13 protein-coding genes are annotated in these 15,460 nt (G+C 73.3%); 8 read left to right on the forward strand and 5 right to left on the reverse strand.

All coding sequences use genetic code 11. The features are described 5' to 3' along the window. The first annotated feature begins 175 nt into the window (after positions 1-175). From ABZS51_RS34080 to ABZS51_RS34110, 7 genes are all read left to right on the forward strand, one after another. Entirely contained in the window at positions 176-2,524 is a 2,349-nt protein-coding gene (locus ABZS51_RS34080; protein WP_355449877.1) for an AAA family ATPase, read from the forward strand. Positions 2,525-2,643: 119 nt separating this feature from the next. Next, positions 2,644-3,627 carry an ABC transporter permease gene (locus ABZS51_RS34085; RefSeq protein WP_355449879.1) on the forward strand — a complete coding sequence of 328 codons (984 nt, stop codon included), beginning with the start codon at positions 2,644-2,646 and terminating at the stop codon, positions 3,625-3,627. Next, positions 3,624-4,544, forward strand: coding sequence for an ABC transporter permease (locus tag ABZS51_RS34090; protein ID WP_310711561.1), 921 nt, complete (start codon positions 3,624-3,626; stop codon positions 4,542-4,544). The genes ABZS51_RS34085 and ABZS51_RS34090 overlap by 4 nt, the downstream gene beginning before the upstream one ends. Next, a complete protein-coding gene (locus ABZS51_RS34095) occupies positions 4,541-6,592 on the forward strand; it encodes an ABC transporter ATP-binding protein (protein ID WP_355449882.1) in 2,052 nt (683 codons plus the stop codon). The genes ABZS51_RS34090 and ABZS51_RS34095 overlap by 4 nt, the downstream gene beginning before the upstream one ends. 14 nt (positions 6,593-6,606) lie before the next feature. Continuing rightward, positions 6,607-8,319, forward strand: a complete 1,713-nt coding sequence (locus ABZS51_RS34100) for an ABC transporter family substrate-binding protein (protein ID WP_355449884.1) — start codon at positions 6,607-6,609, stop codon at positions 8,317-8,319. Positions 8,320-8,386: 67 nt separating this feature from the next. Further along, positions 8,387-9,523 carry a winged helix DNA-binding domain-containing protein gene (locus tag ABZS51_RS34105; RefSeq protein ID WP_355449887.1) on the forward strand — a complete coding sequence of 379 codons (1,137 nt, stop codon included), beginning with the start codon at positions 8,387-8,389 and terminating at the stop codon, positions 9,521-9,523. Positions 9,524-9,557: 34 nt separating this feature from the next. Further along, complete coding sequence (locus tag ABZS51_RS34110) at positions 9,558-10,388, forward strand: PhzF family phenazine biosynthesis protein (protein WP_355449890.1); 831 nt, start codon at positions 9,558-9,560, stop codon at positions 10,386-10,388. Between the two features lie 19 nt (positions 10,389-10,407). Here ABZS51_RS34110 and ABZS51_RS34115 read toward each other — a convergent pair whose 3' ends face one another. From ABZS51_RS34115 to ABZS51_RS34135, 5 genes are all read right to left on the reverse strand, one after another. Continuing rightward, positions 10,408-11,313, reverse strand: a complete 906-nt coding sequence (locus tag ABZS51_RS34115) for a biotin-dependent carboxyltransferase family protein (RefSeq protein WP_355449892.1) — start codon at positions 11,311-11,313, stop codon at positions 10,408-10,410. After that, positions 11,310-11,933, reverse strand: coding sequence for an allophanate hydrolase subunit 1 (locus ABZS51_RS34120; protein WP_355449894.1), 624 nt, complete (start codon positions 11,931-11,933; stop codon positions 11,310-11,312). Before ABZS51_RS34120 ends, ABZS51_RS34115 begins: the two co-directional genes overlap by 4 nt. Next, positions 11,930-12,685, reverse strand: coding sequence for a 5-oxoprolinase subunit PxpA (locus tag ABZS51_RS34125; RefSeq protein ID WP_310711554.1), 756 nt, complete (start codon positions 12,683-12,685; stop codon positions 11,930-11,932). Before ABZS51_RS34125 ends, ABZS51_RS34120 begins: the two co-directional genes overlap by 4 nt. A gap of 89 nt (positions 12,686-12,774) precedes the next feature. Further along, positions 12,775-14,298: a hypothetical protein gene (locus tag ABZS51_RS34130; protein WP_310711553.1), complete on the reverse strand. Its 1,524-nt coding sequence runs from the start codon at positions 14,296-14,298 to the stop codon at positions 12,775-12,777. A 123-nt stretch (positions 14,299-14,421) separates the two neighbouring features. Continuing rightward, positions 14,422-14,577: a hypothetical protein gene (locus tag ABZS51_RS34135; protein WP_355449897.1), complete on the reverse strand. Its 156-nt coding sequence runs from the start codon at positions 14,575-14,577 to the stop codon at positions 14,422-14,424. A gap of 223 nt (positions 14,578-14,800) precedes the next feature. On the opposite strand from ABZS51_RS34135, the gene ABZS51_RS34140 reads away from it, so the two are divergent. After that, a complete protein-coding gene (locus ABZS51_RS34140; protein WP_310711551.1) occupies positions 14,801-15,382 on the forward strand; it encodes an HhH-GPD-type base excision DNA repair protein in 582 nt (193 codons plus the stop codon). Positions 15,383-15,460: the final 78 nt, after the last annotated feature.

Genomic DNA, 15,460 nt, shown 5'->3' on the forward strand with positions numbered 1-15,460 from the left:
CACGCCCAAGCAGGTGCTGACCGGAGAGTTCCCGGGACGACACCAGCGCGGCTGACCGGAGCGTCCTGAGGGAAAGTCCCATAAGTCCCCCGAACGTCAGGCGTCACCTGGCGTGTCAGGTCCGCCCAATCGTCCTTCTGGTGCGGTATAACCGGGGGCGGACCGGGGAGGCGTGATGCGTGAGTCCGGCAGGGCCCAGGCCGCGGGGCGGGTCGCGGCGCGGGATCTGTTCGAGCGGGTGCGCCTGCGCTATTTCCACCTTCCCCCGGCCGTCCGCCGGGTGATGTACGCCTCGGTGCTGATCGGCTCCGTCGGCCTGGGCGCGGCCCTCGGCTGGGACCTCGCGCAGACGTTCCTCGTCACGCTGGCCCTGCTGGCCTTCGCCGCGCTCACTCTGCGCTTCCCGCGCGCCGCGGCCACCGCCGTGGTGGTGGCGGCCTGGGCCGTGCTGATGCCGGTGTTCGTGCTGCTGTTCCCGGTCGGCTCGCCCGCGCCGACGCTGCTGCTCGTGCTGGCCGTGCCGGTCGCCGCCGTCGCGCACCTGATCCGCTGGGTGCCGCCGTGGCTGACCGCCCTGCTGGCGCTGCTGCCCGCGGGCCTGCTCGCGGCGGCCCTGTCCCTGGTCTCCGACGTCACCGCCGTCTGGGTCGCGTACGGCGTGGCCGCCGCGGCGCTGCTCTACCGCTTCCTGCTGGCCCGCCGCGCCAAGGCCGAGATGACGGTTCAGGAGCAGGAGCAGCTACGCGTACGGGTCCGCGAGGGCAGGGCGGAGCCGCAGCACGACCGGGGCGCCGGGCCGCCCAGCATCTCCGTCGAGGACGCGCTGGGCGAGCTGGAGAGCATGATCGGCCTTTCCCCGGTCAAGGAGCAGGTGCGCTCCATCGCGGCCTCGATCGAGGCGTCCCGGCTGCGGGCCGAGGCCGGCTACACGGCCGGCCGGCCGACCCGCCACTTCGTCTTCTCCGGGCCGCCGGGCACCGGCAAGACGAGCGTGGCCCGCACCCTGGCGAAGATCTTCTACGCGTTCGGCCTGCTGGACACCCCGTACGTGGTGGAGGCGCAGCGCGCCGACCTGGTCGGCGAGTTCCTCGGCGCGACCGCGATCAAGACGAACGAGCTGGTCGACCGGGCCCTCGGCGGCGTGCTGTTCATCGACGAGGCGTACAGCCTGGTCAACTCCTCCGACGGGCAGCCCGACCGGTTCGGCGCGGAGGCGGTGCAGACCCTGCTCAAGCGGGCCGAGGACGACCGCGACCGGCTGATCATCATCCTGGCCGGCTACGAGCAGGAGATGGCCGGCTTCCTGGCCTCCAACCCGGGCCTGGCCAGCCGTTTCGCCACCCGGGTGCGCTTCCCCGGCTACTCTCCCACCGAGCTGGCCGAGATCACCGAGCTGCTCCAGCGGCGCCGGGGCGACACGATGTCCGGCGAGACCAGGGCCGCGCTGCTCGGCCTGTTCGAGGACGTGCAGCGGCGCGGGCTGGTGGACGAGCTGGGCAACGCCCGGTTCGCGCGCAGCCTGGTGGAGGCGGCCGCGCAGGCCCGCGACGTGCGGGTGGTGGGCGCGGGCGGCACCCCGACCACCGAGGACCTGGTGACCACCACCACGCCCGACGTGACCAAGGCGTTCAACGACCTGACCGCCCGTTTCCGCGGCCACGAGGCCACGCCGACGCTGGAGGAGGCGCTCGGCGACCTCGACCGGATGGCCGGGCTGGCGCCGGTCAAGCGGCAGGTCCACGCCATCGCCGCGCAGCTCCAGGTGGCCCGGATGCGCCAGGAGCGTGGCCTGCCCACGCCGCCGCAGACGCGGCATTTCGTGTTCGTCGGGCCGCCCGGCACCGGCAAGACGACAGTGGCGCGGGTCCTCGGACGGGTGTTCGCCGCGCTGGGGCTGCTCGCCCGCCCCGACGTGGTGGAGGCGCAGCGGGCCGACCTCGTGGGCCAGCACCTCGGCGCGACCGCGATCAAGACCAACGAGCTGGTCGACCGGGCCCTCGGCGGCGTGCTGTTCATCGACGAGGCGTACAGCCTGGTCAACCCCGGCTACTCCGGCGGCGACGCGTTCGGCGCCGAGGCCGTGCAGACCCTGCTCAAGCGCGCCGAGGACGACCGCGACCGGCTCGTCATCGTGCTGGCCGGTTACGAGCGCGAGATGGACGCCTTCCTCGCCACCAACCCGGGCCTGGCCAGCCGCTTCGGCCAGCGCGTCGCCTTCCCCAGCTACGCGCCGTCCGAGCTGTCGGAGATCGCGGTGCTGCTGGCGGAGAAGTCCGGTGACCGCTTCGACGAGGCCGCGCTGCGCGACCTCGACGAGGTCTTCGCCTGGGTGTGCGACGAGCGGCTGATCGACGGGCTCGGCAACGGCCGCTTCGCGCGGTCGCTGTTCGAGCGGGCGGCGATGCGCCGCGACGTGCGGCTGGCCGCGCTGGCCTCCCAGGGCGGCTCCGCCACCTCCGCCGAGCTGACCACGATCACCAGCGAGGACGTGCGGACCGCCGTGGACGAGCTCTCCGGCCGCTGAACTCCCATCGTCGAACGCCGGTCACCGAACTCTCCGGTCGTTCACCCGACACGTCCTGGCACCCTCCCCGTCGCATGGTGTAGCTATATGACTACGCATCGTGCGCTGGAGGGGGGAGGATGGCGGGATTCCTGGCCCGCAGGCTGCTCAACTATCTCGTGCTCGTCGCCGTCGCCGCGAGCCTGGCGTACATGCTGGCCGCCACCGCCCTCGACCCGCGCTCCAACTACGCCGACCGCACCCCCAAGCCGCCCCCGGCCGTGGTCGACGCCCAGCTGACCGCGCTCAACCTCAACGACCGGACCCCGCTGCTCCAGCGCTACGCCACCTGGGCGGACGGGGTGCTGCACGGCGACTTCGGCAAGACCGTCACCGGGTCGCCGGTCAACGACGACATCGGCCGCCGGGCCGGCGTCACGTTCCGCCTCGTGATGCTCGGGCTGATCTTCGGCAGCGTCGGCGGGGTGCTGCTCGGCGCCCTGGCCGCGGTCCGGCAGTACGGGTGGTTCGACCGCGCGTCGGCGGCCCTGTCGTTCGCGGTGCTCGCGGTGCCCGTGGTCGTGCTGGCCAACATGCTCATCCTGCTCGGCACCTGGGTCAACGACCGGCTCGGCACCCAGGTCTTCCTGGTCAGCGGCGAGTACAGCGGCGACCTCGACACCGGCTTCTGGGGCAACGTGCTCGACCGGATCCAGCACCTCATCCTGCCGACGATCTCGCTGTCGCTGGCGCTGGTCGCCGTCTTCAGCCGCTACCAGCGCAACATGATGCTCGACGTGCTCGGCGCCGACTACGTCCGCACCGCCCGGGCCAAGGGGCTGAGCAGGCGCGCCGCCCTGACCCGTCACGCGCTGCGCACCGCGCTGGTGCCGGTCATGACCTACTTCGCGTTCACGTTCGGCGCGCTGCTGACCGGCGCCACGTTCACCGAGAAGATCTTCGGCTGGCACGGGCTCGGGGAGCAGCTCATCAACTCCATCTTCACCAACGACGTCAACACCGTGGCGGCCATCGCGCTCCTCGCCGCCGTGGCGGTGCTGTGCGCCTCGCTGGCCTCCGACCTGCTGCACGCCGCGCTCGACCCGCGGGTGAGAACCGGATGACGCTCCCGGAGGAGGAGCTGGCCGAGGAGCTGACACCCGGCCTCCCCGGCGGCGGGCCGCGCCGGGCGCCGTCCCGGGGCCGGGTCGTCGTCCGGCGGTTCCTGCGCTCCCGGCAGGGGACGGCCGGCCTGGCGGTCCTCGTGGTCATGTTCCTGCTGGCGTTCGCCGGGCCGCCGCTCAGCCCGTGGTCCTACACCGACCGCGACTTCACCGCGTTCCTCCAGCCGCCGTCGGCGCGCCACTGGTTCGGCACCCTGCAGACCGGCGCCGACGTCTACGCGGTGACGCTGCGCGGCATGCAGAAGTCGCTCGTCGTGGGCCTGCTGGCCGCGCTGGTCTCCACCGCGCTGGCCGCGCTCGTCGGGGCGTTCGCCGGTTATTTCTCCGGCTGGGGCGACCGGACGCTGACCTGGCTGACCAACCTGCTGCTCGTGCTGCCCGCGTTCCTCATCCTGGCGATTATGTCGCCGCTGTTCGGTGAGGGGACATGGGTGTTGTTCGTGCTCATGCTGGCGCTGTTCCTCTGGATGGTCACATCCAAGATCGTTCGCGGCATGACGATCTCGCTGAAGCGGCGGGAGTACATCCAGGCCGCCCGGTTCATGGGCGTGCGCCCGGTGACGATCATCTTCCGGCACGTGCTGCCCAACCTGTCGTCGCTGCTCATCGTGGACGCCACCCTCAACGTCAGCGCGGCCATCCTCACCGAGACCTCGCTGTCGTACTTCGGCTTCGGCATCCAGCCGCCCGACGTGTCGTTCGGCACGCTCATCGCCGACGGCTCCAAGACCGCCGTCTACGCGCCGTGGACGTTCTGGTTCGTGGCCGGGCTGCTCGTCGTCACCGTACTGGCCGTCAACCTCGTCGGCGACGCCCTGCGGGACGCCTTCGACCCCACGTCCACGAGGCCGCGATGACACCCGCCACCACGCCCCTCCTGCAGGTCCGCGAGCTCGACGTCTCCTTCGGCGGCGTGCCGGCCGTGCGCCGCGTTTCCTTCGAGGTACGGCCGGGCGAGGTCCTCGGCGTCGTCGGCGAGTCCGGGTCCGGCAAGTCGGTCACCGCCTCGGCCGTCATGGGGCTGCTGCCGCCCTCCGCCCGGGTCTCCGGCTCGGTGCTGCTGCACGGCAGGGAGCTGGTCGGCGCCCGTGACAAGGACCTGAACGGCCTGCGCGGGCGGACCATGTCGATGGTCTTCCAGGACCCGCTGTCCGCCCTCACCCCCGTCTACCGGGTCGGCGACCAGATCGCCGAGGCCGTGCGCGTCCACCAGCGGGTCACCAAGGAGCAGGCCCTGGTCAAGGCCGTGTCCCTGCTCGACCTCGTCGGCATACCCAACCCCGCCGAGCGGGCGCTGGCCTTCCCCCACGAGTTCTCCGGCGGCATGCGTCAGCGCGCGATGATCGCGATGGCCATCGCCAACGACCCCGACCTCATCATCTGCGACGAGCCGACGACCGCGCTCGACGTCACCATCCAGGCGCAGGTGCTGGAGGTGCTGAAGAAGGCCCGTGACGAGACGGGCGCCGCCATCATCATGATCACCCATGACATGGGCGTGGTGGCCGGGTTCGCCGACCGGGTGCTCGTCATGTACGCGGGCCGGCCGGTCGAGGTGGGCGGCGTGGACGACGTCTACTACCGGCCCGGCATGCCGTACACGGTGGGGCTGCTCAGGTCGATCCCGCGGGTCGACCGCGGCGCGCGGCGGGCGCTGGAGCCCATCGAGGGTGGTCCGCCCTCGCCCGCGGCGCTGCCGCCGGGCTGCCCGTTCGCGCCGCGCTGCCCGCTGCGGATCGCCGACTGCGACGAGGCGGAGCCGCCGCTGTTCGAGATCGGCCCCGGTCATCTGGCCGCCTGCATCCGGTGGGAGGAGGTGGTCCCGGCCCCTGCCGAGGCGCCGCCCGGCCCCGAGCCCGCGACCGTGGCCGTACCGCGCGGTGAGCCGGTGCTGCGCGTGGAGGGCCTGGTCAAGGACTATCCGCTGATGCGCGGCGCCGTGTTCAAGCGCCGCGTCGGCACCGTACACGCCGTGGCCGGGGTCGGTTTCGAGATCCGCGAGGGCGAGACGCTCGGCCTGGTCGGCGAGTCGGGCTGCGGCAAGACCACGACCCTGCTGGAGATCCTGGAGCTGGCCAGACCCCAGGAGGGACGGATCGTCGTGTTCGGCCACGACACCGCCCGGCTCGGCGCGGCCGAGCGGATGGCGGTCCGGCGCGACATGCAGGTCGTCTTCCAGGACCCGCTGGCCTCGCTCGACCCCCGCATGACCGTCCACGACATCGTCGCCGAGCCGCTGCGCACGCACGGCGGCACGGAGCCGCGGGGGAGCGCAGGCCGGCGCGTCGCGGAGCTGCTCACGCTCGTCGGCCTGGCGCCCGAGCACGCCGAGCGCTACCCGCAGGACTTCTCCGGCGGCCAGCGGCAGCGCATCGGCATCGCCCGCGCCCTCGCGCTGGAGCCCCGGCTGCTGGTCCTCGACGAGCCGGTCTCGGCGCTGGACGTGTCCATCCAGGCCGGAGTGATCAACCTGCTCGCCGAGCTGAAGGCCAGGCTCGGCCTGTCGTACCTGTTCGTGGCGCACGACCTGGCCGTGGTCCGGCACATCGCCGACCGGGTCGCCGTCATGTACCTCGGCCGCATCGCCGAGATCGGCTCCGTCGACGCGGTCTACGACGCCCCCGCCCACCCGTACACCCAGGCGCTGCTGTCCGCCATCCCGCTGCCCGACCCCGTCCGCGAGCGCTCGCGCAGGCGGATCCTCCTCGAAGGTGACCTCCCCAGCCCGGCCGATCCGCCGTCGGGCTGCCGCTTCCGCACCCGGTGCCCGAAGTTCCGCGCGGTGCTGACCGAGACCGAGCGCACGCTCTGCGTCGAGGTGGAGCCCGACGTGCTGCCCGTGGGTACGCCGGCCGGCGACCAGGGCGCGGCCTGCCATTACGCGGAGAAGCTCGAAGTCGTCTAAACCAGGAGAACCCGATGAAGGCACCACGCCCGGCCAGAGTCGCCCGGACCGCCGTCGCCCTGACCCTCGCCCTGTCCGCGCCGCTGACGCTGTCCGGCTGCGGCGGCGGACAGGGCGCTGGAGGGGGCCCCGGCGACGAGACCGTCCGGGCCGTCAAGGCGTACGACATCAACCCCCAGCCGCGCGAGAAGGTCAAGGACGGCGGCACGCTGCGCTGGGGGGTCAACGAGTTCCCCGCGCAGTGGAACCGCAACCACGTCGACGGCAACCTCGCCGTGGCCGCCGTGATCAGCAACGCCCTGCTGCCCGCTCCGTTCCTGTCGGACCAGAAGGCGGTGATCAGCCCCAACCCCGACTACGTGCTCGACGCGAAGCTCACCTCCCGTGAGCCACGGCAGGTGGTCACCTACCGGCTCAACCCGAAGGCCCGCTGGTCCGACGGCAAGCCCATCACGTGGGCCGACTACGAGGCCCAGTGGCAGGCGCTCAACGGCAAGGACCCGCGCTACCGCATCGTCAGCTCCACCGGCTACCAGGACATCCAGAAGGTCGCCCGGGGCAAGGACGACCACGAGGTGGTGGTGACCTTCGCCCGGCCGTTCGGCGACTGGCAGTCGCTGTTCGGGCCGCTGCTGCCCGCCTCGGCCAACCGCACGCCCGACGCGTTCAACAACGCGTGGCTGAACAGGATCCCCGCGACCGCGGGGCCGTTCCGGCTCAAGGGCTTCGACCAGACCGCCAAGACCATCACGCTGGTCCGCGACGACCACTGGTGGGGGCAGCGGGCCAAGCTCGACCAGATCGTCTACCGCGCCTCCGAGCAGGACTCCCTGATCGGCGCGTTCGGCAACGGTGAGCTCGACGTCGCCGACATCGGCCCCTCCGCGCCCGACTACGCCCGCGCCCGCACCACCCGCAACGCGCAGGTGCGCCAGGCGGCCGGCCCCGACTTCCGGCACATCACCTTCAACGGCTCCAGCGACCTGCTGCGCGACCAGCGGGTCCGCCAGGCCGTCCAGCTCGGCGTCAACCGCCAGGCCATCGCCCAGTCCGACCTGCAGGGCCTCGACTGGCCGATCGCGCCGCTGGACAACCACTTCTTCATGAACACCCAGGAGGGCTACCAGAACAACGCCGGCCCGCTCGGCGCCTACAACCCGGCACGCGCCAAGCAACTCCTCGACGAGGCCGGCTGGAAGCAGTCCGGCGCCGTGCGGCAGAAGGACGGCAGGCCGCTGGCGCTGCGCTTCGTCGTGCCCTCCGGCGTGCAGGTGAGCAAGTCGGAGGCGGAGCTGACGCAGAGCATGCTGAGCCAGATCGGGGTGCAGGTCTCGATCCAGGCCGTGCCCGGCGACGACTTCTTCACCAAGTACGTCATCCCCGGCAACTTCGATCTGACCGCCTTCGCCTACATCGGCACCCCGTTCCCTGTGTCGAGCAGCTACGGGATCTACGCGAACGCACCGGACGGCAAGACGTGGAACGCCAACTTCGGGCGGACCGGGTCGAAGGCCATCGACGACGCCATGAACAAGGCCGGCCAGAGCCTGGACCCGGCCCGCGCCCGGGCCGCCACCAACGAGGCCGACCGGCTCATCTGGGAGGAGGTCAACGTCCTGCCGCTCTACCAGCGCCCGCAGAACGTCGCCGTGCGCGCCGACCTCGCCAACGTGGGCGCCCGCGGCTTCTACGACCTGCGCTACCAGGACATCGGCTTCACCCCGTGACCCGGGCCGGCTGAGGCGACGGGGCCGCCGCAGCGAGACTGTCGGCGGCGTCCGGTAGAACGGTCCGGTGACGACTTCGCTGACCTGGCCCCAGATCCTCGCCTGGCGTCTGCGCCGGCAGTTCGTCGCCGGCCCCCGTCCCAGCGCCGAGCCGGACGTCGTGGCGGTCGCCCGGCGGCTGTGCGGGGTGCAGGCGCAGGTGGCATCGTCGGCGCGGCTGGCCGTGGCCGTCAGGAGCGCCCGCCCCGACCCGGCCGAGCCGGACCGGGCGCTCTGGGACGCCCGCACCCTGGCCAAGACGTGGGTCATGCGGGGCACCCTGCACCTGGTGCCCTCCGACACGCTGCCCGACCTGTGCTCGGCGCTCGGCACGCTGCGCTTCTGGGAGAAGGGGTCCTGGCAGCGCGGCCACGGCGTCACCGCGGCCGAGATCGAGGCCGTCATCGACGCCGTGCCGCGGGCGCTGGGGGACAAGCCGCTGACCCGCGAGGAGCTGGTCGACGCCGTCGTCGAGGTGACCGGCGACGGCCACCTCAGACAGGCGCTGACCTCCGGATGGGGCGCCCTGCTCAAGCCGCTCAGCCGCCTCGGCGAGCTGTGCTACGGGCCGCCGCGCGGGGGCAGGGTCACCTTCGCCGCCCCGAGCCGCTGGCTGCCCGGCTGGCCCGCGGAGCCGCCGCCCCAGGAGGAGGCCGGGGTGCGGGTGGCGCGGGCGTTCCTCGGGGCGCACGGGCCGGCGACGCCGGAGATGTTCGACAAGTGGCTGTTCGGCGGGGTGGCGCGCAAGGCAGTGCTCAAGGCGTGGTTCCGCGACCTCGCGCCCGAGCTCACGGAGGTGGACGCCGGTGACGGCCGCACGCTGCTCGCGCTGACCGAGCACCTCGACGGACTGGCCGCCACCCGGCCGTCGGAGGAGGTCCACCTGCTGCCGGGCTTCGACCCGTACATCCTGGGCGCGCCCCGCGACCTGGAGCCGCTCGTCCCGGCCGCCGTCAAGGCGAAGGTCAGCCGCCAGGCGGGCTGGATCTCACCCGTCGTCCTGTACGGCGGACGGGTGGCCGGCGTGTGGCGGCCGGAGCGCGGCCGGGCCGTGGTGGAGCTGTTCGAGCCGGTCCCCGGCGCCGCCCTGGACCAGGCCGTCGCCCTCGTGGAGTCCCGCCTGGCCGCGGTCCCGGCCGAGACGGCCGAGGAGGCGGAGGCCTGACCGCCCGAAGGCACGGGTCTGCGAGACTTGCGGCATGCGGCGTCCCTTCACCCAGGTCGATGTGTTCACCTCCGTTCCGTACCGGGGCAACCCCCTTGCCGTCGTCCTCGACGGAAAGGGGCTGACCACGGAGGAGATGCAGCGCTTCGCCTGCTGGACGAACCTGTCGGAGACCACGTTCGTGCTGCCGCCCGGGAACCCGGCCGCCGACTACCGGGTCCGGATCTTCACCACGACGTCCGAGCTGCCCTTCGCCGGCCACCCCACGCTCGGCACGTGCCACGCCTGGCTCGCGGCCGGGGGCACGCCCAAGGCCGCCGGTGAGATCGTGCAGGAGTGCGGCGTCGGGCTGGTCCGGGTGCGCAGGACGGAGGACGGGCTGGCGTTCTCCGCGCCGCCCCTGATCCGGTCCGGGCCCGTGGAGGAGGCGTTCGCCGCGCACGTGGCGGCCCTGCTGCGCGTCGACCGGAGCGAGATCGTCGACATCGAGTGGGCCGACAACGGCCCCGGCTGGGTGGCGGTGCTGCTGCGCGACGCCGACGCCGTGCTCGCGGTGGAGCCGGGGCTCGTGGACTGCTTCATCGGCGTGGCCGGCCCGCACCCGGAGGGCGCGCCGTACGCGTTCGAGATGCGGGCGTTCTGCCCGTTCGACGGCGGCACCGTCGAGGACCCGGTGACGGGCAGCCTCAACGCCTCGGTGGCCCAGTGGCTGCTGCGCACCGGCCGGGCGAGCGCGCCGTACGTCGCCGCCCAGGGCACGCGGCTCGGCCGGTCCGGGCGGGTGCACATCACCACCGGCGACGACGGCGGCGTCTGGGTGGGCGGCTCCACCGTCACGTGCGTCACCGGCCAGGTGGAGCTCTGACCTTCGCGGCCCGGCCGGATCAGGTGACGCGGTGGGTGGTGAAACGGACCGCGTCGCCCGGCCTGAGCTGGGCGGCCACCGCGAGGTCGGCCGTCACCACCACCGCGATCACCGGGTAGCCGCCCGTCGGCGGGTGGTCGGCGAGGAACACGATCGGCTGCCCGCTCGGCGGCACCTGGAGCGCACCGGCGACCATGCCCTCGCTGGGTAGTTCCCCCTCCCGCGCCCGCGCCAGCTCCCGGCCGTTCAGCCGCACCCCGACGCGGTTGCTGTCCTGGCTGACCACGTACGGCCGCTCGCACAGCGCCGCCAGCGCGCCCGGGACGAACCAGTCGTCGCGCGGCCCCGGCAGCACCCGCAGCACGGCCGGCCGGGGCCCGCGCGCGGGCGCGAGGTCGGCGACGATCGGCTCCAGGCCCGCCACGGCGCCCACGGGCAGCACCGCCCCGGCCCGCAGCGGCTCGGGCCCCAGACCGGACAGCGAGTCGGTGGAGCGGCTGCCGAGCACCGGCTCGACCGCCACGCCGCCGCGCACCGCCAGGTAGCTCCGCAGGCCCCACGCGGGCGTCCCGAACCGCAGCTCGGTCCCGGCCGGGACCCAGAACGGCACCGCGGCGCCGGCGGCGGGCGCGCGCCACCCGCTCATGCGCCCCTCCGCGCCGGACAGCGCAGGGGCGGGCACGGCCGTGAGCGGGCATGGGGCGCCCGTGACGGCGACCCAGGCGCCCGCGTGGAAGGCCAGGCGCGCCCCGCCGTACGTCAGCTCGATCCCCGCCAGCGCCTCCGGGTTGCCCACCAGGCGGTTGGCCAGCCGCAGGGCGTCCGCGTCGGCCGCGCCGGAGCCGGGCACGCCCAGGTGGGCGAGGCCGGGCCGCCCGAGGTCCTGGACCGTCGCGTACGGCCCGGGCGCGACAACCTCGATCATGCGCGTTCGAACCTGACCCGCGTCCCCGGCCGGAACGGCGAGGGCGGCTCGGCCGTGACGTCCCACACCCGCAGCGACGTGCGGCCGAGCAGCCGCCACCCGCCGGGCGAGGCGCTCGGGTAGACGGCGGAGTACGGGCCCGCGACCGCGACCGAGCCCGCGGGCACGGACGTGCGCGGCGTGCCGAGCCGCGGCAGGTGCAGGGCCGGGTCCAGGCCGGTGAGGTAGGCGAAGCCCGGCGCGAACCCGAGCCAGCCCACCACCAGGTCCCGCCCGGTGTGCCGGGCGACCACCTCCTCGGGGGAGAGCCCGGACAGCTCCGCGACGGACGCCAGGTCCTCGCCGTCGTAGACGACCGGGATCCGCACGAGCCCCCCGGCGTCCCCCGCCGCGACGCCTCCGGCGTCCCCGGTGCCCGCCTCCTCCAACAGCCGTTCCAGGGCGGCGCGCAGCCGTCCCAGGTCCGCGCCGGGAGCCACCACGAGCACCGTCTCCGGGCCCGGCACGATCTCCACCACCCCGTCCGGCCGGTCGGCCCGCAGCAGGGCGTCCAGCCGGTGCGACACCTCCAGGGCCCCGGTCTCCACGAGCAGCCCGTGCTCCCCGGCCCCGCGGATCACGCGAACGCCTGCAGCACGACCCCGGCCTCCAGCAGCCCGTCGCGAACCGCCCGCGCCAGCCGTACCGCGTCGGGCGTGTCGCCGTGCACGCAGATCGAGCGCGCCGGCACCGGCACGGCGCTGCCGTCCACGGCCGTCACCGCGCCCTCCACGGCCATCCGCACGGCCCGCGCCGTCACCGCCTCCACGTCGTGGACGACGGCTCCCGGCTCGCGGCGCGGCACGAGCGTGCCCGCCGGCGTGTACGCCCGGTCGGCGAACGCCTCCGTGACCGTGGAGACGCCCGCGGCGGCCGCCACGGCGTGCACCGCGGACCCCGGCAGCGTGAGCAGCGGCAGCGACGGGTCGTAGTCGGCGACCGCGTCCACGACCGCGGTCGCCTGGACCTCGTCGCGGACGATCCGGTTGTACAGCGCGCCGTGCGGCTTGACGTACGAGACCCGCCCGCCCATCGCCCGCGCGATGCCGTCGACGGCGGCGAGCTGGTAGAGCACCTCGGCGCACAGCTCCTCCGGCTCGACGTCCATCTCCCGGCGACCGAAGTGGGCGAGATCGCGGTAGGACACCTGGGCGCCGATCGACACGCCGCGGTCGACGGCCGCCGCGCAGGTGCGCCTGATCGTCACCGGGTCGCCGGCGTGGAAGCCGCAGGCCACGTTCGCGCTCGTGACGACGTCGAGCAGCGCGAGGTCGTCGCCGAGCCGCCAGATCCCGAAGCCTTCGCCCAGGTCGGCGTTGAGGTCGATCACCATGGACCCATCATGGCGGCATCGCCGGCGCGGCGCGACGAACAGGGCCCGAGCCGCCGTGCCGGCCTCGCCGCCCCGAATGCCGGAAGGTGCTAGAACTCGTCCGGGATGTCGGCGATGTCGTCCAGGGCGGCGGCCAGCTCGTCGGGGTCGCCGCCGATGCGCTCGGCGATCTCGATGAGCACGTGCAGCACGTCGTGGCGGTCGTGGCCCAGGTCGAGCAGCCGCTGCGCCGCCTCCCAGAGCTGCGGGGGGTCGCCCTCCCACAGCCGGGTGGCGATCTCCTCGTGCCAGGCCAGGTGCTCCTCGTCCATCGCGCCGACGTGGTCGATCTCCAGCAGCGCCCGCCGGTCGGCCTCGTCGGCCGGGTTGAGCCGGTCGAGGTCCACCCCGTTGTGGAAGCCCTGCAGGAACGGGAACGCGAACGCCCGCCGCGCCAGCGCCGACAGGTCGCCGTCGGGCAGCAGCCGCTCCAGCAGCGGCCGGTCCAGCCCGAACGAGGTCGGGTCGCGGTACGCCTCGGGGAACTTGCCGATCGCCTCCCACACGGCGTCCAGCGTGGCCCGCAGCCCCTCCTCCGGCAGCCCGGAGCGGCGCGCCGCGAACCGCACCCACGCCGCCAGCACGTGCGGCATGGCCTCCTGCTCGGCCGTGCTCAGCATGACCTTGCGCGGCAGCCAGTCGAGCAGGAACGTCTCGCACTTGGTCGGGCTGACCCGCAGCGGCCGGCTGAAGTCCTGCTCGCAGCCGTACTCGATGATGTGGTCGGCGCAACGCGAGGCCGCCGACGGGTCCGAGAGGTGCTCGGCCGCGTCGGAGGCCAGGAACTCGGCGGCCAGCATGGCCCGCCGCTCTCGACTGTAGGGCGCCTCGATGTGCAGCGGCGCCGGCCGCTTGCGGCCCGGCGGCAGCGCCTTCAGGCGGGCGCGGGCGAAGGCGTGGTAGGCGCTGTAGCTGTCGCTGACGGGCGGCGGCGTCTTCGGCTCGCTCGTGGCCTTCATCGCCGACTCCAGCAGCGCCCTGGCCTGCTGCGGCTCGATCTCGCCGAACACCAGCATCGGGTTGCCCGCCGCCTCGGCGCGGGCCTCCTCCAGCAGCTTGTCGACCTGGGAGGAGACCCAGGCGTCGCGCGCCATGCCCGACATGTTGTGGTCGACCACCATGACCAGCGCGTGCCGGTCCTGGCCCCCCGCGGGCGTCGCCGGCGCGTCGCCGCGCTCCGGGCCGCCCTCGCCCCACCGGTAGGCGAACGTGCAGATCACCGTGTCCTGGTCGCCGTACGCGTCGCGGGAGACGTAGCAGCCGGTGGGCTTGACCGCGCCCACCCGCTCGGCCCAGCCGGGACGCGCCACGCCCGACTCCATCATCGCCAGCGCCGCGCCCTCGGCCTTGGCGCCCTGGCGGGCCGTGCCCAGGTAGGCCAGGCAGATCAGCAGCGTCAGGGACGCCGGAGTGCCCCCCTTGGCGGCGTAGTCGACCAGCCCCTCACCGAGCACCTGCTCGACGTCTCCGCCCCTGACCCGCCGTCCCCACCAGGCGCCGATCATGTCGGAGACCATCAGCTCCGCGTCGAGCGGGCTGCGGACTGCCAGCAGCTCGCGAGCCGCCTGCACCATCTCCTTGAAGACATCGTCTGGGGGGGTGCTCTCCCGGGGATCTCGTCGGTGTCGGCGCACGCCCTCACTCTCTCGCATTCCAGGCTGAAACGGTGCGTAGAACGCGGCCCGGTGACCCCGATGTTATCGGGGACTCCGTGGCGGCGGGGCGGAGTTGACGATCGCGAGCAGGTGCTCGCGCGCGACGCGCTCCACGATCTCCGGAGTCGCCGCGATGCCGAGGTGGTCGGCGCACGCGCACACGTCGGCCACGCAGCGGTCGATGGTGTCCGTGGGCACTGTCAGGAATTCCTCGGCCAGGCGGTGACTGACCGGTTCCCTGAGGAAGCGTGTGGCCAGAGCGAGCATAGGTGTGAGATTCCTCTGGATGCCCAGGGGCAAACCCCCAGGAATGGACTCAGGGCGACTTGCGCTCCCATTCCATCTTTTCTCGGGCCTGTGTCAAGCCTCCACTACGGTTGTGTTCGCATCCCCGCAAGCGCTTTCATGCGAAGCTGTTCCCATGCGCATCCAGCTCGCCCAGCGGACGGAGGCCGACGACCTGCTCGGCCGCAGTCCGCTCGCCCTCCTCATCGGCATGCTGCTCGACCAGCAGATCCCGATGGAATGGGCGTTCACGGGCCCCTACACCATCGCCCAGCGGCTCGGGCACGACCTCACGGCCGAGGAGATCGCCTCCTACGACCCCGAGGCGTTCGCGGCGCTGCTGGCGGAGAAGCCGGCGGTCCACCGCTACCCCTCCTCGATGGCGGCGCGCGTGCAGAGCCTGGCGGCCTACCTCACCGAGCAGTACGGTGGCGACCCCGAGAGGATCTGGGCCGAGGCGGCGGACGGCAAAGAGCTGCTGAAGCGGTTGCAGGCTCTTCCCGGTTACGGCAAGCAGAAAGCCCAGATATTTTTGGCACTTCTCGGCAAGCAACTGGGGGTCCGGCCGCCCGGCTGGCGGGAGGCGGCGGGACCGTACGGCGAGGAGGGATCGTTCCGGTCGGTGGCGGATGTGGTCGACGCCGACACGCTGGGCCGCGTGCGGGCCGCCAAGCAAGAGGCCAAACAGGAGGCCAAGGGGTCGGCGCGGGCCAAGTAGCCTGATCTTGCTGCGTAACGTGGAGCGATTTTGACAGGATGCGTTGACCGTATGGCCTGCGGGGCTTCCGTCCGCGCA

The organism is Nonomuraea sp. NPDC005501, assembly GCF_040605905.1.
GTDB lineage: Bacteria > Actinomycetota > Actinomycetes > Streptosporangiales > Streptosporangiaceae > Nonomuraea.